The organism is Sphingopyxis sp. LK2115 (genome assembly GCF_014595975.1).
In the GTDB taxonomy this organism is placed as follows: Bacteria; Pseudomonadota; Alphaproteobacteria; order Sphingomonadales; family Sphingomonadaceae; genus Sphingopyxis.
The window spans coordinates 19,278-40,625 of record NZ_JABWGQ010000036.1 but is presented as its reverse complement, the minus strand read 5'-3'; the positions used below and the strand labels follow the sequence as shown (position 1 = coordinate 40,625).

At 66.1% G+C, this 21,348-nt stretch carries 25 protein-coding genes and 1 pseudogene; 22 read left to right on the top strand and 4 right to left on the bottom strand.

Translation table 11 applies throughout. The annotated features are described in order from the left end of the window. Nucleotides 1-126 precede the first annotated feature (126 nt). Both pbpC and HUW43_RS05905 read left to right on the top strand, forming a co-directional pair. Entirely contained in the window at nucleotides 127-2,268 is a 2,142-nt protein-coding gene (pbpC, locus tag HUW43_RS05910) for a penicillin-binding protein 1C (protein WP_188236511.1), read from the top strand. A 101-nt stretch (nucleotides 2,269-2,369) separates the two neighbouring features. After that, on the top strand, nucleotides 2,370-3,926 hold the full coding sequence (locus tag HUW43_RS05905; RefSeq protein WP_188236510.1) for an amino acid permease: 1,557 nt from the start codon (nucleotides 2,370-2,372) through the stop codon (nucleotides 3,924-3,926). A gap of 139 nt (nucleotides 3,927-4,065) precedes the next feature. On the opposite strand, the gene HUW43_RS05900 is transcribed toward HUW43_RS05905, so the two are convergent. Continuing rightward, entirely contained in the window at nucleotides 4,066-5,310 is a 1,245-nt protein-coding gene (locus tag HUW43_RS05900) for a multidrug effflux MFS transporter (protein WP_188236509.1), read from the bottom strand. A gap of 125 nt (nucleotides 5,311-5,435) precedes the next feature. Further along, nucleotides 5,436-6,944 carry a YifB family Mg chelatase-like AAA ATPase gene (locus HUW43_RS05895; RefSeq protein ID WP_188236508.1) on the bottom strand — a complete coding sequence of 503 codons (1,509 nt, stop codon included), beginning with the start codon at nucleotides 6,942-6,944 and terminating at the stop codon, nucleotides 5,436-5,438. 182 nt (nucleotides 6,945-7,126) lie between these two features. Here HUW43_RS05895 and HUW43_RS05890 point away from each other — a divergent pair, with 182 nt between their 5' ends. From HUW43_RS05890 to HUW43_RS05835, 13 genes and pseudogenes are all read left to right on the top strand, one after another. Then, complete coding sequence (locus HUW43_RS05890) at nucleotides 7,127-7,828, top strand: TetR/AcrR family transcriptional regulator (RefSeq protein ID WP_188236507.1); 702 nt, start codon at nucleotides 7,127-7,129, stop codon at nucleotides 7,826-7,828. Between the two features lie 67 nt (nucleotides 7,829-7,895). Then, complete coding sequence (locus HUW43_RS05885) at nucleotides 7,896-8,333, top strand: VOC family protein (RefSeq protein ID WP_188236506.1); 438 nt, start codon at nucleotides 7,896-7,898, stop codon at nucleotides 8,331-8,333. A gap of 24 nt (nucleotides 8,334-8,357) precedes the next feature. Further along, on the top strand, nucleotides 8,358-8,774 hold the full coding sequence (locus tag HUW43_RS05880) for a DoxX family protein (RefSeq protein WP_188236505.1): 417 nt from the start codon (nucleotides 8,358-8,360) through the stop codon (nucleotides 8,772-8,774). Beyond that, nucleotides 8,771-8,989, top strand: coding sequence for a DUF4287 domain-containing protein (locus tag HUW43_RS05875; RefSeq protein WP_188236504.1), 219 nt, complete (start codon nucleotides 8,771-8,773; stop codon nucleotides 8,987-8,989). The genes HUW43_RS05880 and HUW43_RS05875 overlap by 4 nt, the downstream gene beginning before the upstream one ends. Before the next feature lie 29 nt (nucleotides 8,990-9,018). After that, entirely contained in the window at nucleotides 9,019-9,981 is a 963-nt protein-coding gene (locus tag HUW43_RS05870; protein ID WP_188236503.1) for an alpha/beta fold hydrolase, read from the top strand. A 30-nt stretch (nucleotides 9,982-10,011) separates the two neighbouring features. After that, on the top strand, nucleotides 10,012-10,686 hold the full coding sequence (locus tag HUW43_RS05865; protein ID WP_188236502.1) for a glutathione S-transferase family protein: 675 nt from the start codon (nucleotides 10,012-10,014) through the stop codon (nucleotides 10,684-10,686). After that, a pseudogene (locus tag HUW43_RS15660) lies at nucleotides 10,602-11,012 on the top strand (DUF1428 domain-containing protein); the annotation flags it as partial. The gene HUW43_RS05865 and the pseudogene HUW43_RS15660, both read left to right, overlap by 85 nt. A gap of 18 nt (nucleotides 11,013-11,030) precedes the next feature. Further along, complete coding sequence (locus HUW43_RS15655) at nucleotides 11,031-11,438, top strand: DUF1428 domain-containing protein (protein WP_223181331.1); 408 nt, start codon at nucleotides 11,031-11,033, stop codon at nucleotides 11,436-11,438. Between the two features lie 150 nt (nucleotides 11,439-11,588). Continuing rightward, nucleotides 11,589-12,227, top strand: coding sequence for a glutathione S-transferase family protein (locus HUW43_RS05855; protein WP_188236500.1), 639 nt, complete (start codon nucleotides 11,589-11,591; stop codon nucleotides 12,225-12,227). A 28-nt stretch (nucleotides 12,228-12,255) separates the two neighbouring features. Then, nucleotides 12,256-12,555 carry a DUF6958 family protein gene (locus tag HUW43_RS05850; RefSeq protein WP_188236499.1) on the top strand — a complete coding sequence of 100 codons (300 nt, stop codon included), beginning with the start codon at nucleotides 12,256-12,258 and terminating at the stop codon, nucleotides 12,553-12,555. A 40-nt stretch (nucleotides 12,556-12,595) separates the two neighbouring features. Then, nucleotides 12,596-13,078 carry a VOC family protein gene (locus HUW43_RS05845; RefSeq protein ID WP_188236498.1) on the top strand — a complete coding sequence of 161 codons (483 nt, stop codon included), beginning with the start codon at nucleotides 12,596-12,598 and terminating at the stop codon, nucleotides 13,076-13,078. A gap of 4 nt (nucleotides 13,079-13,082) precedes the next feature. Beyond that, nucleotides 13,083-13,742 carry a glutathione S-transferase family protein gene (locus HUW43_RS05840; RefSeq protein ID WP_188236497.1) on the top strand — a complete coding sequence of 220 codons (660 nt, stop codon included), beginning with the start codon at nucleotides 13,083-13,085 and terminating at the stop codon, nucleotides 13,740-13,742. A gap of 85 nt (nucleotides 13,743-13,827) precedes the next feature. Beyond that, nucleotides 13,828-14,604, top strand: coding sequence for an alpha/beta hydrolase (locus HUW43_RS05835; RefSeq protein ID WP_188236496.1), 777 nt, complete (start codon nucleotides 13,828-13,830; stop codon nucleotides 14,602-14,604). Between the two features lie 57 nt (nucleotides 14,605-14,661). On the opposite strand, the gene HUW43_RS15940 is transcribed toward HUW43_RS05835, so the two are convergent. Beyond that, nucleotides 14,662-15,003: a hypothetical protein gene (locus tag HUW43_RS15940; RefSeq protein ID WP_317450827.1), complete on the bottom strand. Its 342-nt coding sequence runs from the start codon at nucleotides 15,001-15,003 to the stop codon at nucleotides 14,662-14,664. A gap of 96 nt (nucleotides 15,004-15,099) precedes the next feature. Here HUW43_RS15940 and HUW43_RS05825 point away from each other — a divergent pair, with 96 nt between their 5' ends. From HUW43_RS05825 to HUW43_RS05795, 7 genes are all read left to right on the top strand, one after another. Then, nucleotides 15,100-15,363 (top strand): PGPGW domain-containing protein, encoded by a 264-nt coding sequence (locus tag HUW43_RS05825; protein WP_223181321.1) that lies wholly within the window; start codon nucleotides 15,100-15,102, stop codon nucleotides 15,361-15,363. 100 nt (nucleotides 15,364-15,463) lie between these two features. Beyond that, nucleotides 15,464-15,598 carry a 50S ribosomal protein L34 gene (rpmH, locus tag HUW43_RS05820; protein WP_003046693.1) on the top strand — a complete coding sequence of 45 codons (135 nt, stop codon included), beginning with the start codon at nucleotides 15,464-15,466 and terminating at the stop codon, nucleotides 15,596-15,598. 29 nt (nucleotides 15,599-15,627) lie between these two features. Further along, nucleotides 15,628-15,975: a ribonuclease P protein component gene (gene rnpA, locus HUW43_RS05815; protein ID WP_188236494.1), complete on the top strand. Its 348-nt coding sequence runs from the start codon at nucleotides 15,628-15,630 to the stop codon at nucleotides 15,973-15,975. A gap of 61 nt (nucleotides 15,976-16,036) precedes the next feature. Then, nucleotides 16,037-16,249 (top strand): membrane protein insertion efficiency factor YidD, encoded by a 213-nt coding sequence (gene yidD, locus HUW43_RS05810; protein ID WP_188236493.1) that lies wholly within the window; start codon nucleotides 16,037-16,039, stop codon nucleotides 16,247-16,249. Nucleotides 16,250-16,294: 45 nt separating this feature from the next. Next, nucleotides 16,295-18,055 (top strand): membrane protein insertase YidC, encoded by a 1,761-nt coding sequence (gene yidC / locus HUW43_RS05805; RefSeq protein ID WP_188236492.1) that lies wholly within the window; start codon nucleotides 16,295-16,297, stop codon nucleotides 18,053-18,055. After that, nucleotides 18,052-18,711, top strand: coding sequence for a ribosome biogenesis GTP-binding protein YihA/YsxC (gene yihA / locus HUW43_RS05800; protein WP_188236491.1), 660 nt, complete (start codon nucleotides 18,052-18,054; stop codon nucleotides 18,709-18,711). Before yidC ends, yihA begins: the two co-directional genes overlap by 4 nt. 115 nt (nucleotides 18,712-18,826) lie before the next feature. Next, complete coding sequence (locus HUW43_RS05795) at nucleotides 18,827-19,498, top strand: glutathione S-transferase family protein (protein WP_188236490.1); 672 nt, start codon at nucleotides 18,827-18,829, stop codon at nucleotides 19,496-19,498. A 155-nt stretch (nucleotides 19,499-19,653) separates the two neighbouring features. Here the strand turns inward: HUW43_RS05795 and dnaA are convergent, their stop codons facing one another. Beyond that, on the bottom strand, nucleotides 19,654-21,012 hold the full coding sequence (gene dnaA / locus HUW43_RS05790; RefSeq protein WP_188236489.1) for a chromosomal replication initiator protein DnaA: 1,359 nt from the start codon (nucleotides 21,010-21,012) through the stop codon (nucleotides 19,654-19,656). Nucleotides 21,013-21,348 lie beyond the last annotated feature (336 nt).

Sequence of the window (21,348 nt, the reverse complement as noted above, 5' to 3'; positions counted from 1 at the left end):
CAAGGTCGGCTCCACTTCTTTATCGCGGTGCCCCCGCGACGACAGGGGTCCATCTCCGGTCGGCGCACGGTTGAACCCACAGGATATGGGCTTCCGCCTTCGCGGAAGCACGCGCTGAAGCAGACGATGAAACACCATCGCAAACGCCGCTGGCCCCACGCGCTCGCATGGGTCGCCCTCGCCGCACTCATCCTCACCACCGCCGCGCACCTCGCCACCAAACCGCCCCCCATGCCTTCCTTCGCCGCCGTCCGCGCCGACTGGCGACCCAGCGAAGCCTGGCTCTACGACCGCGACGGCCGCCTGCTCGACAGCGAGCGTGTCGATTTTCAGCGCCGCCGCCTCGCCTGGGTGGCGCTGAAGGACATCAGCCCCGCCGTCCGCACCGCCGTTATCCAGAGCGAAGACCGCCGTTTCTGGTCGCACGGCGGGGTCGACTGGCTCGCGGTCGCCAGCGCCGTCCGCGCGCGGCTGACGCGGGACGCGCGCGCCAATCGCTCGCGCGGCGCCTCGACGCTCGCGATGCAGCTCGCCGCCTTCCTCGACCCCGGCCTCGCGCAGCCGGGGCAGCGCGACTGGCGCGCCAAGCTGCGCCAGATGCGCGCCGCACAGTATCTTGCCGACGCGTGGACGCACGAGCAGATGCTCGAAGCCTATCTGAACCTCGTCCCCCTGCGCGGCGAGGCGCAGGGTATCGGCGCGGGCGCGGCGGGCCTGTTCGGCAAGCCGCCCGCCGACCTGAACCGCATCGACGCCGCGCTCTTTGCCGGGCTCCTCCCCAGCCCCGGCGCGGGGGCCGACGCGATCGCCCGCCGTGCGTGCCGGATCGCGGCGACAAGCGATTGCGCGGCGATCCGCGCCGCCGCCGCGACTTTGGTGTCGGGCGAGCATGCCGCGCGCACCGACCCCGGCCTTGCCCCGCACCTTGCCGTCCGCCTGCTCGACAAACCCGGCAAACGCGTCGCCACCACCATCGACCGCCGTATCCAGACGGCGGCGATCGTCGCGCTGCGCCGCCAGCTCGCCGCGCTCGGTTCGGACCGCGTCCGCGACGGCGCGGTCGTCGTGCTCAACAATGCCACCGGCGATGTGCTCGCCTATGTCGGCGGCGTCGGGCTCCAATCGACCGCGGCACAGGTCGACGGCGCCAACGCGCGGCGGCAGGCGGGATCGACCTTGAAACCGCATCTTTATGCGCAGGTGATCGAGCATGGCTGGCTCACCGCCGCGTCGATTCTCGACGACAGCCCGGTCCAGCTCGACACCGCCTCCGGCCTCTACGTCCCCAAAAATTACGACCGCAGCTTCAAGGGTCCGGTCAGCGTCCGCCACGCGCTTGCCGCCTCGCTCAACGTCCCCGCCGTTCGCGCGCTCGTCATCGACGACGTCCAGCAGTTTCGCGACCGCCTCTGGGCGCTCGGTTATCACGGCCTTGTCGAGGACGGCGAATATTACGGCTTCAGCCTTGCGCTTGGATCGGCCGAAGTGTCGCTGGTCGAACAAGCCAATGCTTTCCGCACCCTGGCCAATCACGGCCGCCACGCGCCCATCCGTTTCACGCCGGGCGAAAAGCCGGAGCGCGCGCGCCAGATCGTCAGCCCCGCCGCCGCCTTCATCGTCGGCGATATCCTGGCCGACGCCGCCGCGCGCACCGATGCGTTTGGCGCCGACAGCGCGCTCCGCCTGCCTTTCTGGGCCGCCGCGAAAACGGGCACGTCAAAGGGGATGCGCGACAATTGGTGCATCGGCTGGTCCGACCGCTTCACCGTCGCGGTGTGGGTCGGCAATCTGGAAGGCGATTCGATGCGCGCCGTGTCGGGCACTTCCGGCGCCGCGCCGGTGTGGCGCGACGTCATGCTCGCGCTCCACGCGGGTCGCCCCGGCAAGCCCCCCGCCATGCCCGCGGGGGTCGAAGCGCGTCCGATCACCCTCCCCGGCACGCGCGAGCCGCCGCGCCGCGAGTTTTTCCTGGTCGGCACCGCGCAGACTGAAATGACCGCCGCGCCCGCCACAGCGCGCCGACCGCGCATCACCAGCCCGGTCAGCGGCAGCGTCTATGCGCTCGACCCCGACATTCCGCCGGATCGGCAGCGCATCGCCGTGACCGTCAGCGGATCGCTCGCCGGATACCGGTTGATTCTCGACAAAAAACCATTGGGCGACGCCGATGCGGGGCCGCAGATCATGCCGCGCCCAGGCAGCCATATGCTTGCGCTCGTCGACCCCGGCGGGCGAACGATCGACCGCATCCGCTTCACGGTGCGATAAACCGGGTGTCATATGTCTGAAATTAAGTTGCGCTGACGTGCGGAGCGGCTAGTCTGCCCCGCCAGGAGAGGCCCGCGCCGGGCCCCAAAGGGGACTATTACATGATATTTGGTCGCGTCAAACCGCTCGACGCCATCTTGGCCACCGCCGAGAAAAAGTCGCTGCACCGCTCGCTCGGTGCCTTTCAGCTCACCATGCTCGGCATCGGCGCCATCATCGGCACCGGCATTTTCGTGCTGACCGCCGAAGCCGCGCAAAAGGCGGGGCCGGGCATGATGTGGAGCTTCGTCATCGCCGGGCTGGTCTGCGTCGTCGCGGCGCTCTGCTATTCAGAGCTTGCCTCGATGGTGCCCGTTTCGGGCAGCGCTTACACCTATACCTATGCGGTGATGGGCGAGCTGCTCGCCTGGACCGTGGGCTGGGCGCTGATCCTCGAATATGCCGTCGCCGCCTCGGCGGTGTCGGTCGGCTGGTCGGGCTATTTTGTCGGATTATTGGCGAACGCGGGAATAAACCTGCCGATGGAGCTGACGGTCGGGCCCTATGCGGGCGGTATCGTCAACCTGCCCGCACTGGTGATCGCGCTGCTTGTGACATGGCTTTTGATGATCGGCACGACCGAAAGCGCGCGCGTCAACGCGGTGCTGGTGGTCATCAAGGTCACCGCGCTGTCGCTGTTCATCGTGCTTACGCTGCCGATGCTGAAGGGCCAGAACTTCGACCCCTTCATGCCGAATGGCTGGTTCGGCCAGATGGCGGGGCTTGGCGCGGTCGGCGCCGCAGCGTCGATTTTCTTCGCCTATGTCGGCTTCGACGCCGTTTCCACCGCCGCCGAAGAAACCAAGAATCCACAGCGCAACGTGCCGATCGGGCTGATCGCGTCGCTCGGCATCTGCACCATCTTCTATCTGCTGGTCGCCGCGGGGGCGATTGGCACGATGGGCGCGCAGCCGGTCACCGGACCCGCGGGCGAAGTCCTTTCGCCCGGTTCGACGGCGCTCGCCGAACGCTGCGCCTCGCTCGCCGCGCTGGGCCAGGAACCGCTTGTCTGCTCGCGCGAAGCGCTCGCCCATGTGCTGCGCGAAATCGGCTATCCGGCAATCGGTAACGCCATCGGCATCGCCGCCTTTCTCGCGCTGCCGTCGGTGATCCTGATCATGCTGTTCGGTCAGACGCGCATCTTCTTCGTGATGGCGCGTGACGGGCTGCTTCCCGAAAAGCTGGCGTCGATCCACCCCCGGTGGAAGACGCCGCACATCGTCACGGCCATTACCGGCGTCGCCGTCGCCTGCTTCGCCGCCTTCCTGCCGGTGGGCAAGCTTGCCGACATTTCGAACTCGGGCACGCTCTTCGCCTTCTTCATGGTGGCGATCGCGGTGCTTGCGCTCCGCATCAAGGATCCGGGCCGCCACCGGCCGTTCCGCACCCCGCTGGTGTGGATCGTCGCGCCGCTCGCGATCCTCGGCACGCTCGGCCTTTACCTCAACCTGCCTTTCGACGCGAAGATGGTGCTGCCCATATGGGGCGCGATCGGGCTCGTGCTCTATTTCCTCTATGGTTACCGCAAGAGCCACGTCGGCCGCGGCATCGTCGAGGTCCACGAGGACGACGCCGACGCCCCGCCGCCTCCGGTTCCGCCCGTTCCGTCTTTCGACTGACGGCGTCGCGAACAGGAAAGGGAAAGGGGGCTTTGGCCCCCTTTCTTATGCGCACAAGCGCGGCGGCATGGTCGGGCGCCGCGCGCGGCCGCCCATCATGCCGGTATGGTCGCTGGACTTCGCGGCAGCGATCCCCGATTCAGAAGGGGCTTTTGGGCGCGGTTCCCGGCCGGGTGAACAGCTTGCCGCGCTCGGCCCACAGCACCAGCACCAGCCCGACGATCGCGCAGCCGAGGAAGGCATGGGCGAGCGGGAGCGTCGTACCATCATATTGCTGGCCGATGACCGCACCGACGGTCGCCGCGAGCAACGTCTTGGCAAAGCTCTGATAGGAGGATGCGACGCCCGCCATATGGCCGAAATCCTCCATCGCGATCGACCCGAAATTGCTGCCGATAAAGCCGATGAGGCCGACGTTGACCATCATCAACAGGGTGAACATCCACAATGTCTCGACCCCGCTCAGCGCTGCGACGATCTGGAGGATCGAGGTCGCCATGAAGGCGAAAACCGCCGACTGCGAAACGCGCCGCGCGCCGAAGCGCTCGACGATTGCGGCGTTCGAAAAATTGGCGATCGCAATGCCGATGGCGACGCACGCAAAGACCAGCGGGAACAGGCTGCGTGCGTCGAACACCTCGCCGATGATCTGTTCGCTGCTGTTGAGATAGCCATAGAGCGCGCCCTGCATCGTGCCCGACGCGATCATATAGCCCGCCGCGCGCCGATGCCGCGTCACCGTCGCCCAGCCCGCCGCCATCGTCTTGATGTCGAGCGGTCGGACGTCGGCGGGGTCGAGCGTTTCGGGCAGGCGGCGAAGCCAGACCAGCATCGCCACCGACATCACGGCCAGCAGGATGAAGATGGCGCGCCAGCCCGCAAGCGCCGCGACCCCGGCGCCGAGCGTCGGGGCGATGATCGGCACGATCATGAAGACAAGGAAAATCAGCGACAGCCGCCTCGCCATGGCGTCGCCCGCGAACAGGTCGCGGATCACCGCGACGACGATCACGCCAAGCGCGGCGCTGACCAGCCCGTGCACGAAACGCAGCACGATCAGCATTGTAAAACTTGTCGCCAGCCCGCAGCCGATCGAGAGCGCGAGATAGGCGAAGAGGGCGGGGACGAGCACGCCCTTGCGCCCAAAGCGATCCGATAAAGGGCCGTAAAGAAGCGAGCCGAAGCCGATGCCGAGCAGATAGACCGAAATGATATATTGGCGGTCGTTGGCGACGGCGACTCCCAGCGCTTCGCCGATTGCCGGGAGCGCGGGCAGCATGGAATCGATCGCGAGCGCGTTGAGCGCCATGACCATCGCCATCATTACAACCATTTCACGGTCGCCGGGCAGGCGCCGCAGAGGGGATTCGGCCGCTTTGTGCATGGCAGCAAGCCTATGCGCCCATGCCGCCGCTTTGGATAGCCCTTCGCAAAGGAAAAGCTATGCAATCGAAGGTTTGCGCCATGCCGCACATCATCGTCGATGACCCGGATCGACCGATCGCACCCCTAGTTTTTCGGCGCCTGGCGGCGATAGCTCAGCGCTTCGGCGACGTGGATGCGGCCCACCTTTTCGGCTCCGCCAAGATCGGCGATCGTCCGCGCGACGCGCAGGATCCGCGTATAGCCGCGCGCCGACAGCCGCATCGCCTCGGCCGCCTGCGCAAGCAGCCTCCGCCCCGGCTCGTCGGGTGTTGCGACCGCTTCGAGCAATTCGCCGTCGATCTCCGCATTGGTGCGCGCCCTGTGCCCGGCATAACGTGCGGTCTGCACATCGCGCGCCGCGGCGACGCGCGCCGCGACCTCGGCGCTACCCTCGGCGGGGGGCGGCAGGACAAGGTCGGCGGCGCTCACCGCCTGCACCTCGACGTGCAGGTCGATGCGGTCGAGCAGCGGTCCTGACAGTTTCGCCTGATAATCGGCGGCACAGCGCGGCGCCCGGCTGCACGCGAGCGCCGGATCGCCAAGATGGCCGCAGCGGCACGGGTTCATCGCCGCGACAAGCTGGACGCGCGCGGGAAAGGTGACATGTGCATTGGCGCGCGCGACGCTGACCTCGCCCGTTTCGAGCGGCTGGCGGAGCGAATCGAGCACGCCGCGCTGAAACTCGGGCAGTTCGTCAAGAAACAGCACACCGAGATGCGCGAGGCTGACCTCGCCCGGCCGGACGCGCAGGCCGCCGCCGACGAGCGCGGGCATCGACGCCGAATGGTGCGGTGCGCGAAATGGCCGCGCACGGACAAGCCGCCCGCCTTCGAGCTGTCCCGCGACCGAGGCGATCATCGACACCTCCAGCGCTTCGGCGGGGGTGAGTTCGGGCAGGATGCCGGGCATGCACGCCGCCATCAGCGACTTTCCCGCGCCCGGCGGCCCCGACATCAGCAGATTGTGCCCGCCCGCTGCGGCGATTTCCAATGCACGCCTGGCGATTTCCTGTCCCTTCACTTGCGACAGGTCGGCGCCGCGCCGCGCCGCCTCGACCTCGCCCGGCACCGGCGGCGGCAGCGGCGAATGACCTTTGAAGTGATTGAGCAGCGCGAGAAGGTCGGGTGCGCCGATGACCTCGACATTGCCTGCCCACGCCGCCTCCGGCCCCTGCGCGGCGGGGCAGATGAGGCCGCGCTCGACGCTGCCCGCGTGGAGCGCGGCGAGCAGCACGCCGGGCGAGGCGGCGATGCGCCCGTCGAGGCCGAGTTCACCGACGACAACGTATGACGCCAGCGTCTCGGCATCGATCACCCCCATCGCGCCGAGCAGCGCGAGTGCGATCGGCAGGTCGTAATGCGAGCCTTCCTTGGGCAAGTCGGCGGGCGACAGGTTGACCGTGATGACCCTGGGCGGAAGCGACAGGCCGATCGCGGCGATCGCGGCGCGGACGCGCTCGCGGCTTTCGCCGACCGCCTTGTCGGGCAGCCCGACGACCACAAAGCGCGGCACGCCGGGCGTGATCTGGCACTGCACCTCGACCCCGCGGGCCTCGATGCCGAGATAGGCGGCGGTTGAGACGATTGCGACCATTGGTTCCCCGGAACTGCGCGATGTGCCCCCTTTGTTCCAATGCCTTCTTAGGCGAAGCGACGGGAAGGTCGAGTCTTTTTCGGTGGTTGGCGAAAAGCCTTCCCCCGCCAGGACGGGGCGCCGCCGACCGCGGGGCGATCGTGCAATTGACAACATACCAACCAGTCGGTATGTCTGTTCACATGACGACGAATCGGATGCCCCCGACCTCCCCCGCGCGCCGCGACGCCGCCGCCCGCACCGCCCCCCCGGCGGGCGGCGGCACCGCCGGTGGCCGGGCGCCCCGCGGCAGCGCGCGCGCGGCGCTGATCGCAGCGGCGCACCAGCTCGTGCGCCGACAGGGCTATGCCGCAACGACGGTCGACCAGATCTGCGCCGCCGCCGGCGTCACAAAGGGCGCCTTTTTCCATCATTTCGCGTCGAAGGAGGCACTCGCGGTCGCCGCCGCCGAGGGCTGGACCGACCGTGCGCGACCGTTGTTTGAACTGCCGCCCCACACCCGGCTCGACGATCCGCTGGACCGGCTGCTCGGCCATATCGATTTCCGCCTGTCGATGCTGGGCGGGCCGACCGAGGACTATACCTGCTTCGTCGGCACGATGGTGCAGGAAGCCTATGCGACAAGCGAAGCGATCCGCGAAGCGTGCGAAGCCAGCCTCAACGCCTATTGCGAAGCGCTTGTCCCCGACATCGAAGCGGCGTTCGGACGCCACGGCAAGCCCGAAGGCGTCACCGCCATCGGCCTTGCGCGCCACATCCAGGCCGTTCTGCAGGGATCGTTCATCCTCGCCAAATCGGCGAACGATCCGGCGATCGCGCGCGAAAGCGTCACCCATCTGAAGCGCTATGTCGCCATGCTTTTTGCACGGAACGGCGCCGCATGATGCGACAGGTAATTGCCGCGGCGCGCGGAGCGCGCTGACCTCGACACCCCCACGAAGGAGAATGACGATGCCCCGAATGATTTTCGTGAACCTGCCCGTTGCCGACCTCGAAAGATCGAAGGCCTTTTATGCCGCGATCGGTGCCGTCAACAACCCCGCCTTCACCGACGACACCGCCGCTTGCATGGTGGTCGAGGAAGGGGCGATCCATGTCATGCTGCTGACGCATGAAAAATGGGCGAGCTTTACGCCAAAGACGATCCCCGATGCGCGCACCCACGCGCAGGTGCTGCTGGCCCTTTCCGCCGACAGCCGCGCCGACGTCGACACGCTGGTCGCCAGCGCGACCGCCGCGGGCGGCGCCGCCGACCCCACGCCGACGCAGGAATATGGCGACTTCATGTACGGGCGCAGCTTCGAGGATCCCGACGGCCATATCTGGGAAGTGATGTGGATGGACCCCGCCGCAATTTCCGCCGGCGAACCCGCCGAAACGGCCGCCTGATCGACGCATGAGGGAGGAAGAAAAATGTCCGGTACAGCCCCCGCCAAACATCGGCTGATCCTTGGCCGCGCGCTCAGCGGCCTGGTGGTCGCCTTCCTCCTCTTTGACGCCGGGCTCAAGCTGGTGTCGCCCGAGACCGCAATCAAATATAGTCCGCCGAACCTCGGCTGGCCGGCAGAGGTCGGCACCATGTATCTGCTGGCGATCCTGCTGCTGATCCCGACGCTGCTCCATGTCTGGCCGCGCACGAGCATCCTCGGCGCGATCCTGATCACAGCCTATCTGGGCGGCGCGATCGCCACGCAGGTCCGCGTCGGCAACCCGCTGTTCAGCCACATATTGTTCGGCGTCTATCTGGGCGTGATGCTGTGGGGCGGCCTGTGGCTGCGCGACCCGCGAGTCCGCGCGATGATTCCGTTCCGAAAGGGAGCGGTGGCATGAGCTTCCAAGCCTATCTCGACAATGTTCGAACCAAAACGGGGCAATCGCCCGATGCCTTGGCTGCACAGGCGATCCAGAAGGGATTGGCCGATGAAAAGGGCCTCGCTCCCGGCGTCAAGGCCGGCGCGGTGATCGACTGGCTCAGGGCCGATTACGGCCTGGGTCACGGCCACGCCATGTCAATCGTCGCGTGGATCAAAGGCAAACGAAGCTAGTCGCCGTTTTCAAGAATGAGGATCGTCCAATGATAAGCCTTTCTCCCCTCCCCCCACTGGCCGCGGGCGCGGTGTTCGCGAAAATCATTGCCGCGCTGGCGTTCGTCGCGATGCCGCAGAGCGCCGCGGCGGAAGCGCCCGCCGCCGCGGTGGCGCCGGTCAACGCCTCCGCGCATGGTCATGTGGACGTTGCCGGTGCGGCCGTCCATTACCAGATCTATGGCGATTCAAGGGCGGGTGGCACCCCGCTGCTCGTCCTGCATGGCGCCTTTATGTCGGCCGATGCGATGCGGCCGCTGATTGCGCCGCTCGCCGCGACGCGGCCGGTGATCGCGATCGATGCGCGCGGCCATGGCCGGTCAGGCGGCGTCGATACGCCGCTGAATTACGACCGCATGGCCGACGACGCCGCCGCGGTGCTGGGCAAGCTGGGCGTCGAAAAGGTCGATGTGCTCGGTTATTCGATGGGTGGGTCGACCGCGATCGCATTGGCGATCCGGCACCCCGACAGGGTCGGCAAGCAGATCATCCTTTCGGCAACCTCGCGCCTCGACGGTTGGTATCCCGAAGTGCTGGCGGGCATTGCGGCGATCAAGCCCGAGTTTTTCGCGAACACGATCATCGAGACCGAATATGAACGACTGTCGCCTGCGCCGGAAAAGTTCCCCATACTCGTCGAGAATATCAAGAAACTCGACGCCACGCCCTTTGGCTGGTCCGACGCCGCGGTCCGCGCGATCCCCGGCAAGACGATGGTGATCATCGGCGATGCCGACGGCGTGACGCTCGACCATGCGATCGCGCTCTTCAAGCTGCGCGGCGGCGGCGACGTCGCGGCGGCGACGCAGGGTTTCCTGACCGAAGCGCCCAAGGCGCGGCTGGCGATCCTGCCTGCGGCATCGCACATCGGGATCATGGCCGAAGCGCCCGCTATCGCTGCGATGGTCGTGCCTTTTCTGGACGACAAGGCGCCGCCGCCGCCGGTCTTCTGATCCCAGGGACGAAGCGAGAGGAATCCCCCCATGCCGATCAATCCTCATGCCGCCATCGAGGTTACCGCCTTCGACTGGGTGCCGGGTTTCGCGCGCGGCTTTGTCCGCGACCTGCGCCCGCGCTGGGCGTGCGAGGAAATCGACCTCGATTATGCCGAACATCTGATCAGCGCGGTCAACCGCCCCGCCGACCATTTCCTGTTCCAGCCGTGGGGGCAGGTGCCGGTGCTCAACGATAATGGCATCCGCCTGTTCGAAAGTGGCGCGATCCTGCTCCACCTCGCCGAAAAGGACGAACGGTTGATGCCGCGCGATCCACAGGGCCGCGCGAACACGCTCGCCTGGCTGTTCGCCGCCTATAACAGTGTCGAGCCAATGCTGTTCGAGCTCGGCAATGTCGATATTTTCGCGAAGGACGAAGAGTGGGCCAAGCTGCGTCGCCCTGGCCTGATCGCCTTCATCCGCGGCCGACTCGGCCGCCTGAACGACGCAATGGGCGACAAGCCCTATCTGGCGGGGGACTTCACCGTCGCCGACATCGCGATGGCGACGGTGCTGCGCGAAGCCGTCGAGGCGGGGCTGGTTGCCGAGCAGCCGCGGCTCCAGACCTATCTCGACCGATGCCTTGCACGGCCCGCCTTTCAGCGTGCGCTCGACGCACAGCTTGCCGCGTTCAGCGAAGAGGCGGGTCCGCCCGCCCGATAACGACTGCCTGCCCCCGAAGGAGAGAGACGATGACCTATGTGGAAGGATTTGTAGTCGCGGTGCCGACCGCCAACAAGGACGCCTATCGCAAACATGCCGCCGACGCAGCGCCGCTGTTCAAAGAGTTCGGCGTCAGGCGGATGGTCGAGGCGTGGGGCGATGATGTGCCCGACGGCAAGATCAACGACTTCAAGGGCGCGGTGCAGGCCAGAGCAGACGAAACCGTCGTGTTTAGCTGGTTCGAATATCCCGACCGGGCGACGCGCGATGCCGCGAATGAAAAGATCATGTCCGACCCCCGGATGAAGGAAATGGGCGCCACCATGCCATTCGACGGCAAGCGGATGATCATCGGCGGTTTCGAGTCGATCCTCGATGATCGCGGCAGCGGCGCAACCGGATATGTCGACGGTTTCGTCGCCCCCGTCCCGGACGCCAACAAGGAGCGCTATCGCGCGCTGGCGAAAATGGCGTCGGATGTTTTCATCGAACATGGGGCGACGCGCGTCGTCGAAAACTGGGGTGACGATGTGCCCGGCGGCGAGGTCACCGACTATGCCCGCGCCGCGCACAAAAAAGATGGCGAGACGGTCGTGTTCAGCTGGGTTGAATGGCCGAGCAGGGAAGCGCGCGACAGCGGCTGGGAAAAGGTGATGGCCGACGAACGGATGAACCCCGGCCCCGAAGAGGAACGGCCGTTCGATGCCAGGCGCATGATCTATGGCGGCTTCGTGCCGATCGTCGAAGCGTGACGCCCGCTGCCCCGCGTGGCCAAACCATGGGGAGGCGGCAGCCCCGACGGCTGACGAAGGCGGCACTGGCACGGCTCGCGGCCCTTCCACCCTTCCGCCGATGATCCCCCTCTCCATGCCGTCGGCGCCGGGAGGGTTGAAGGAGCGAAGATGATCAGGCTTTACGGCACTCCCCCGACGCGCGCCTTGCGCGCGATCTGGCTGCTTAACGAACTCGACCTGCCGCACGAAATCGCCCCGGTCGATCTTGCCGCCGGCGAGCAGCTGACACCCGCGTTTCTTGCGCTCAATCCCGCCGCCAAGCTGCCCGTGCTGGTCGACGGCGACACGGTGATCAGCGAATCGGCGGCGATCCAGCTCTATCTCGCCGACAAATATGGGGGGCGCTTCCCCGGCGGCGGGCTGATCCCCGCGACGCCCGAAGATCGTGGCCGCATGTACCAATGGCTGTTCTTCCTGATGACCGAGATCGAGGCACCGCTGTGGCGCATCGCGCTCCACAATTTCATCTATGCGCCGGAGGAACGGTCGGAATCCGAAATTGCGCTGGCAAAGCGCGACGCGCGGCGCATGATCGCGGTGCTCGAACAGCATATGCAGGGGCGCGACGTCCTGGTCGGCGACGCGCTGACCGTCGCCGATTTCAACGCAGCCTTCACGCTCGACTGGGCGCGCGAGGAAATGCTGCTGGACGATGCCCCGGCGCTCCGCGCCTTTCTCGACACCATGTATGCGCGGCCCAGGGCGCCGGTAACGATTGCCAAGGGGTTTGCCGCGCTGGAGGCGTGAGCGCGGCAAGCAAAGAAGGATTTGCACGATGACGAAGAATGACGACCGCGTCGAGATGCGGAACGTGAACAGCCCGGACCATGTGGTGCGCGTCGAACGCGCGAAATATGACGCGATGCGCGCGGCCATGCTGGCGGTGGTGCCGACCGAGGCGCCGGGACTGACCGCGGCGGAGATCAAGGAACGGCTGCTGCCGCTGCTGCCCGACACGCTGTTTCCCGGCGGGGCAAAGGCGGGCTGGTGGCAAAAGGGCGTGCAGCTCGACCTCGAGGCGCGCGGGCAGATGGCGCGCGCCGACACCAAACCGCTGCGCTTTTACCGGCGCTGACGCCGCGTTGCGGCCACGGATTCCAACAAGGAGAGTGACGATGAGCAAGACCCCCCTGACCCTGTGCCTCTGGTACGAAGGCGATGCCGAGGAAGCGGCCAATTTCTATGCCGCAACCTTTGCCGACAGCCATGTCGGCGCGGTTCACCGCGCCCCCGTCGACACGCCGGGCGGCAAGGAAGGCGATGTGCTGACGGTCGAGTTCACGCTGCTCGGAACGCCGTGCATCGGCCTCAACGGCCCGCCGATATTCAAGCATAGCGAGGCTTTTTCCTTCATCGTCCACACCGACACGCAGGAGGAAACCGACCGGCTGTGGGACGCGATTGTCGGCAATGACGGGCAGGAAAGCGTCTGCGGCTGGTGCAAGGACAAATGGGGCGTGAGCTGGCAGATCACCCCGCGCGTCCTGCTCGAAGCAACGACGGGCAGCGACAAGGCGGCCGCCAAGCGCGCGTTCGAGGCAATGATGACGATGAAGAAGATCGACATTGCGGCGATCGAGGCCGCAGTGAAGGGTTGACGCGATGCTGATATTCTATGGCCATCCCTTCTCGTCCTACGCGTGGAAGGCGTTGATCGCACTGTATGAAAAGGGCGTCGCGTTCGAATATCGCGCGCTTGAGACCGAGGAACCGTTCACCCATTATGACGAACTGCGATCCCATTGGCCGGTCGGTCAGTTTCCGCTGATCGTCGACGATGGCGTTCCGATTTTCGAATCGTCGATCATCATCGAATATCTCGACCAGAGAGTCCCGGACCCGCGACTGATCCCTGCCGACCCGCGGGTGGCGCTCGAACTCCGCTTCCTCGACCGGATCTTCGACAATCATTTCCAGGCGCGTTTTCAGGCCGTGGTTGCCGAATATCTGCCCTTTATCACCGAAAAACCCGACCTTGCCCGCGTCGAACGCGCACGCGACCTGCTCGAAAAAGCCTATGGCTGGCTCGAGACCAAGCTGCCCGACGACGGCTGGGCAACGCCGCACGGCTTCTCGCTGGCGGACTGCGCCGCCGCGCCGGCGCTCTTCTATGCCGACTGGGTTCATCCGATCGATCCACGCCATGCACGAGTGCGCGCGTATCGCGCCCGCCTGCTCGCGCGGCCGAGCGTGTCGCGGTGCATCGAGGATGCCCGCCCCTATCGCAGCCATTTCCCGTTCGACGTGTCGGGCCGCGATTGACCTGCGCCGTCCCATATCGCGGTTAATGCGGCGCTGACATTGCCGCTTTGCCAATTGGTCATCGCGGGCGCGCGAGAATGGGGGCATGGTTTCGCCCTTTGCCCTGTTGCGCACGCTTGTCGTCGCCGCGTTCGCCGCGGTGCTGGCGCTCGCGCCGGCGCAGGCGCAGTGGGTCACGATCGTCACCACGACCGTGACGTGGACCCATATCGACGCGAGCGACGATGACCTGGGCTTTATCGAGGAGGATGCGGCGCTCCTCGACGATGAAGCGCTGGCCGAGGAAGAGGCGTTCGGGGCGACGCGGCGTTATGCGCCTGCCGCCACGCTTGCCACGCTGGGGCATCCAAAGGCGCGTTTCGGTCCTTTTTCGGTGGTCGACGCGGCAACAGTCCGCATGGTCGGCGACGTCACTTCGGCGACCCCACGCCAGTTCGCGGCGATGCTCGTCGCCTTTCCCGGCCTCAAGCGCATAGAGATGGTCGATTGCCCCGGCAGCCTTGACGAGGATGCCAATCTGGCGCTCGCCCGCGCGATCCGCCGCGCCGGGCTGGAAACCGTGGTGCCGAGCGGCGGGTCGGTCCGATCGGGCGCGGTCGAGCTGTGGCTCGCGGGCGCGACGCGGCGCGCGGCGCCCGACGCCGAGTTCGGCGTCCATAGCTGGGCCGACGAACATGGGCGCGAGGCGAACGACTATCCGGCCGACGACCCGGTCCACGCCGACTATATCGCCCTTTATCGCGAACTGGGCATGGACGCGGCGAAGGCGCGCGAATTTTATGCGCTGACCAATGCGACGCCTTTCAACGAGGTGCGCTACCTGACCCGCGCCGACATGGCGCGGTTCGTCACGATCAACTGAGCATCGCCGCCGTCGAGACACGAACGGGACGATGGATCAGATTAAACGCACGCCGCGCTAACAGTTGCCTTTGACGCCATCGGCGCAGTCGCCAACGGATTCGACGTCCTTTACGGCACCGTCGACGGTATTGCAGGCCGACAGGAACAGCAGCGAGCCGCTGATTGCGAAAATCGTCAAAAGCCTTTTCATTCTCTTTCTCCGACACGAGGGCCAACCAGCCTGCCATTTCAACATTTTGGCAACGGTGGCCTGAACGCATCGTTCCGTTGCACCGGCGACCTGCTGGCCGAAGCGTTCACAAAGACCGCCGAGCCGGGGAAGGCGATGGATGAGCGGCGTCCAGTGCGGGCGCATCCGCCCAGCACCCTGCCGCCGCTTGCGCTCGGCCGTTCGCACCCACGCTGCTTTATCCTTGCAACACGCCGCTGGCTTTCCCACATCGCCCCCATGGCGAAGCGGAGCCTTTATCAGCGATTAAGGTCGAATGCCCAAATGCGCACGGCCTTGTTCGCGCTCGGCCTGCTGCTGATGCTCGTCGGCATCGCGATCGGGCCATTGCCGGGACCGGGTTTTCTGATCGTCTTTCCGGTCGGGCTGATGCTGTGCCTTCAGAACAGCGCGTGGGCGAAGCGCGTCTATGTCCGCTTCAAATGGCGGCATCCCCGCTATGGCGCGTGGACCGACCGGGTGATGCGCCGCGTCAGCGCCGCGCGGCGGCGCGCACGCGAGGCGCTGGACCGGGCAGATGGCGATTGACTTTCCACCGACTCTTGCTTATCCGCGCCCCAACGGTGGCCGCCCACGCTTGGCGGCCCTTTTCTGTTGCAGCATTTGACGAAATCTAGGGAAAACCGCGATGAAGCGCACCTATCAACCCAGCCGCCTCGTGCGCAAGCGCCGTCACGGCTTTCGCGCCCGCAAGGCGACCGTCGGCGGCCGCAAGGTTCTGGCCGCCCGCCGTGCCCGCGGCCGCAAGAAGCTGTCGGCCTGATCGCCGACGCTTCGCCGCCAGCGCGTCTGGTGCGAACGCTTAACAAGCGCAGCGACTTTCTGGCCGCGAATCGCGGCCTTCGCTTTCCCATGCCCGGCTTCGTCCTGCTCGTCCGCCCGCGCGGCGACGGCGACAGCGCCATGGGAATCGGTTACACTGTCAGCAAAAAAATCGGCAACGCGGTGACGCGCAACCGGATGAAGCGCCGGCTGCGCGAACTTTGCCGCGTCGCGCTGCCCAAAGCGGGAATCGCAGGCGCCGACCATGTGTTGATCGGCCGCCCCGGCGGCAACGAAATCCTCTTTGCCGATCTCGGCGAACAGCTCGGCACGGCGCTTGCGCGCGCGGCAAAGAAGCTGGCGGCGAAAGTCTCGTGACCGCTCCCCCTTCTCATCATCACGCCGATCGCGTCCGGGGTGACGAAACGGGACAACACGCATGATCGCCCGGCTGCTCATCCTGATCGCGCGCGGCTGGCAACTGGGCCCGTCGCGCATTCTGCCGCCGACGTGCCGCTATGCGCCGTCGTGCAGCGAATATGCGATCGTCGCGCTTCGGCGTTATGGCGCGATCAAGGGTGGCTGGATCGCGACAAAGCGGCTATTGCGCTGCCATCCTTGGGGCGGTCACGGCTACGACCCGGTGCCTTAGTGCCCGCATCCCCCGACATTTTGAGACGAAGAGAGATCGAAGAGCGTGGACGACAAGCGTAACCTGATCGCGGCAATCCTGTTGTCGGTGGCGATTTTGATCGGCTGGAACTTCGTCGCCGAGCGGTTTTTTCCGACCCCCGCACAGCCCGACGTGACCAGGACGGTCGCCGGCGCCAATGGCGCGCCCGCCAGCGCCCCCGCAGCGCAGGGCCAGCCGAGCGCGCTGCCCTCTCCGACGGCCGCTGCGCCCGCGGCGCCCGCGCCGCAGACGATTCGCCCAATCGACGTCGTGCTCGCCGAAGGGCGCCGCATCCCGATCGAAACCCCGGCGATCCGCGGCTCGATCAACCTTACCGGCGCGCGCATCGACGACATCACGCTCACCAAATATCGCCAGACGATAAAGAAGGACTCGCCCGCCGTCCGCCTGTTCGCGCCGGGCGGCACGCCGGCGGCCTATTTCGCCAGCCTCGGCTGGGCAGCGCAGGGCGTCCAGGTTCCGGGCGCCAACACCGTCTGGACCGCGAAGGGGACAAAGCTGACCCCGACCAGCCCGGTCACGTTGAGCTGGGCAAACGGCACGGGCCAGACCTTCCGCATCGAATATCGCATCGACAGCAATTATCTGATCACCGCAAAGCAGACGGTCGTGAATGCGGGCACCGCGCCGGTATCGCTGAACAGCTTTGCGCTGATTGACCGTCTCGGCAAGCCGACCGACCCGCACGAGGTCGACAGCTGGACGATCCATGTCGGCCCGACGGGCTATCTGGACGGCAAATCGGTGTTCGATGTCGATTATGACGACGTCGAGGAAGCCCCGAACCGCAGCGTGCGCTACGCTTCGGCCGCCTGGCTGGGCTTCACGGACAAATATTGGCTCGCCGCGATCATTCCGGCCAAGGGCGAGCGCGTGACCGCGGCGATCAGTTCGCCCGCCCCGAACAATTACCAGACGCTTTTCGCGCGCGACTTTACGGCAGTAGCGCCGGGGCAACAGCTGACGACCACCAGCCGCATCTTTGCCGGCGCGAAGGAAGTCGAGATCCTCGAAACCTATCAGAACGGCCAGGGCATTACGCGCCTGTCGAACGCGATCGACTGGGGCTGGTTCGAATTTTTCGAAGTGCCGATCTTCAAACTGCTCCACTGGCTGTTCCTGCAGCTCGGCAATTTCGGCCTCGCGATCATGGCGCTGACGCTGATCATCCGCCTGCTGATGTTCCCGATCGCCAACCGGCAGTTCGCATCGATGGCGCAGATGCGCGTCGTCCAGCCGAAGATGAAGGCGCTGCAGGACCGTTACAAGGACGACAAGCCGAAGATGCAGCAGGAGCTGATGAAGCTCTATAAGGACGAGAAGATCAATCCGCTCGCCGGCTGCCTGCCGATCCTGATCCAGATCCCCATTTTTTATGCGCTCTACAAGGTGCTGATGCTGGCGATCGAAATGCGGCACCAGCCGTTCATCCTTTGGATCAAGGATCTGTCGGCGCCCGACCCGCTGCACATCCTCAATCTTTTCGGCCTGCTCCCCTTTACCCCGCCGTCGATCCTCGCGATCGGACTCCTTGCGGTGATCCTGGGCGTGACGATGTGGCTTCAGTTCCGTCTGAACCCCGCCCCCGCCGATCCGGTGCAGGCGCAGGTGTTCAAGATCATGCCCTGGCTGTTCATGTTCATCATGGCGCCGTTCGCGGCGGGCCTGCTCCTCTACTGGATCACCAACAATATCCTTTCGATCGGGCAGCAGCAGTGGATGTATCGCAAATTTCCGGCGTTGAAGGCGGCGCCGACGAAGTGAGCGAGGTCGAACCCGAACCCGGTGCGGATCCCGAACGGGCGGAGCGCGCGCGCAAACTGTTTTCAGGCCCGGTTGCCTTTCTGAAATCGGCGCCCGCGCTCCAGCACCTGCCCTTGCCGTCGGTGCCGGAGATTGCCTTTGCGGGCCGGTCGAACGTCGGCAAATCGTCGCTGCTCAACGCGCTGACGAACCGGAACGGTCTCGCACGCACCTCGGTCACGCCGGGGCGGACGCAGGAGCTTAACTATTTCGACGTGGGCGCGCCGCTGGTATTCCGGCTCGTCGACATGCCCGGTTATGGTTTTGCCAAGGCGCCGCGGGACGTCGTCAAGAAATGGCGCTTCCTCGTCAACGACTATCTTCGCGGGCGACAGGTCTTGAAACGGACGCTGGTGTTGATCGACAGCCGCCACGGCATCAAGGACGTCGACCGCGAGCTGCTCGAAATGCTCGACACGGCGGCGGTGAGCTATCGCCTCGTGCTGACCAAGGCCGACAAGGTGAAGGCGAGCGCGCTCGCCGACGTGCATGCGGCGACCGCGGCGGAGGCGCGGCAACATCCTGCCGCGCATCCCGAGGTCATCGCGACAAGCAGCGAAAAGGGCATGGGGATCGCCGAGCTGCGCACCGCGGTGCTGGAGGCGGTGGAGTCATAATATCCTCTGCCCCAGCGGGAGAGGATGGTGAAGGTTGCGGACTTGTCCGCTACCGTCAGCAGGATGGCCGCTCTACACAACCCGCTCCCGTCAAGGAGGAGGGAGGAGATATCGCATGAAACTCTTCATCGGCAACAAGGCCTATTCGAGCTGGAGCCTGCGCGGCTGGCTCGCCGCCAAGCACAGCGGCCTGCCGTTCGAGGAAGTCACCGTCCCGCTCTATAATGAGGAATGGAGCCGGCGCCGCGAGGGCGACGAGTTCGCACCGTCGGGGGGCAAGGTGCCGATCCTGTGGGACGGCGCCGACATCGTCGTGTGGGACAGCCTGGCGATCATCGATTACCTTAACGAAAAGACCGGTGGCACCCGCGGATACTGGCCCGACGACATGGCGGCGCGCGCCATGGCGCGGTCGATGGCGGCCGAGATGCATTCGAGCTTTGCGGCGCTGCGCCGCGAGCACAGCATGAACATCCGCCGCATCTATCCCGCCGCCGAACTGACCCCCGAGGTGCAGGCCGATGTGATCCGTATCCTGCAGATCTGGGCCGAGGCGCGCGCGCGCTTTGGCGGCAAAGGCGATTATCTGTTCGGCGACTGGTCGGCGGCGGACATGATGTTCGCGCCGGTGGTAACGCGCTTCATCACTTATTCGATCCCGCTGCCGCGCTTTGCCCTGCCCTATGCACAAGCGGTGATCAGCCACCCGCACATGCAGGAATGGATCGGCGGCGCGCAGGCCGAGGATTGGGTGATCGAAAAGTTCGAGGGGCGGGCCGAGGAGTAGCGCGCGCGGGATTTCGAGCGCAACCAGAGCGGCATCCTGTCGTCATCCCGGCGACCGCGGAACGCTTTGCAATCCACCCCAAAGCCGACATCGACCGCATAACCGGCCGCGCCCGGTGGACAACTCCGCGGACAACTCCGGGACAGCGCTGTGGATCAGCTGTTGAGGCTGCGCCGGATCGCGGCGATCTCGGCATCGAGTTCGCTGTCGGCGACGCGCAGCGCCTCGACCGTGCGCACCGCGTGGATCACCGTCGAATGATCGCGACCGCCGAAACGGCGCCCGATTTCGGGGTAGGAGCGCGGCGTCAGTTCCTTGGCCAGATACATGGCGACCTGGCGCGGGCGGGCGACCGCGCGGACGCGGCGCTTCGAGCTCATCTCCGACTTGTCGAGCCGGTAGTGCGCACACACGGCGCGCTGGATCTCGTCGATCGTGATGCGCGGGCGCGCCGATCGGACATTTTCGGCGAGCCGGTCCTCGGCGAGGGCGAGGTCGATGCGCGCACCGGTGAGCGCAGCATAAGCAAGGAGTTTGTTAAGCGCGCCTTCAAGCTCGCGGATATTGCGCGTGAAATGCCGGACCAGCCAGGTGACGACGTCGCCCGGCACCTCGACCATCGGCATCGCGGCGAGTCGCTGGCGGATGATGCGTTCGCGCAGATCATCCTCGGGCGCCTCGATGTCGGCGACAAGGCCCCCCGACAGTCGCGACAGCAGCCGCGCCTCGACCCCGTCGAGCATCGCCGGCGGGCGATCGGCCGTAACGACGAGGCGGCGCTGCGCGGTCATCAGATCGTCGATCGTGTGGAGCAGTTCCTCCTGCGTCGAATTCTTGCCCATCACGAATTGCAGATCGTCGAGCAGCAACAGGTCGGCGGCGCGCAGCCGCGCCTTGAACGCCATCATGTCGCCGCTGCGCATCGCGCCGACGAATTCGAGCATGAACTTTTCGGCCGACATCAGGATGATCGTCGCGGTCGGGTGCGATGCGGCATATTCCTGCGCGATCGCTTGCAAAAGATGTGTCTTGCCCTGCCCCGTGCCCGAGCAGAGATAGAGGGGGTTGAACTGCGGCCGCTCGACCATCGCCATGCGGCGCGCGGCGTTGGCGGCGAGAATGTTCGAGCGCGCGACGACGAAGCGGTCGAACGACAGGCGCGGGTCGAAACCGAGCAGCGCGGGATTGGTCGCGGCGGGCGCCGCATCGAAAGCGGGGAGCGGCGCCGAAGCGAGCGTCGCGGCGCGCTCGGCCGCTGCCGCACCGCCGCGCACACTGACGCTGCGCACCGCGGGCAGTTGCTGCCGCCACGCAAGTTCGAGCCGGTCGCCGAAGCGCTCGTTGATCCAGTTCGCCGAAAAGCGGCTCGCGGTCTCGAGCGTCACGACGCCCGACAGCGCGCAATAGTCGGCGAAGCGCACAGGCTTCAGCCAATGATCGAAAGTGCGGGCGCCAAGATCGCGGCGCAGGCCCTCGGCGACGCGCGGCCAGAGCGCCGCGGCATCGCCGTTCACTGCTCCACCCTTTGCATCTTGCTCATGCCGAATGCCGCTCTCTGTCACGCCCTGCCGCCCCCTGGTCCCCTCGCGCCGGTATCGGGCAGCCGCCACGCGCCGATCCGTTGCCTGCGCCGGGCACAGGTCAACTGTCCGGGACAAACGGCCCGAAAGAATACGAACATGTCGATGTGGCGGCCGCCGGCGAAGGCCGACGACGCACCTGTCTAGGCAAGGCGCGCCGAGTCGATCAAGGGGCGCTCATGTAAAAATAGTGAAATAAAAATCTTGACTCGCCCCCGCTCGCAGAATCGCGTGAATGAGCGTTTTTTTTTCATCAATTTCATATGTTTA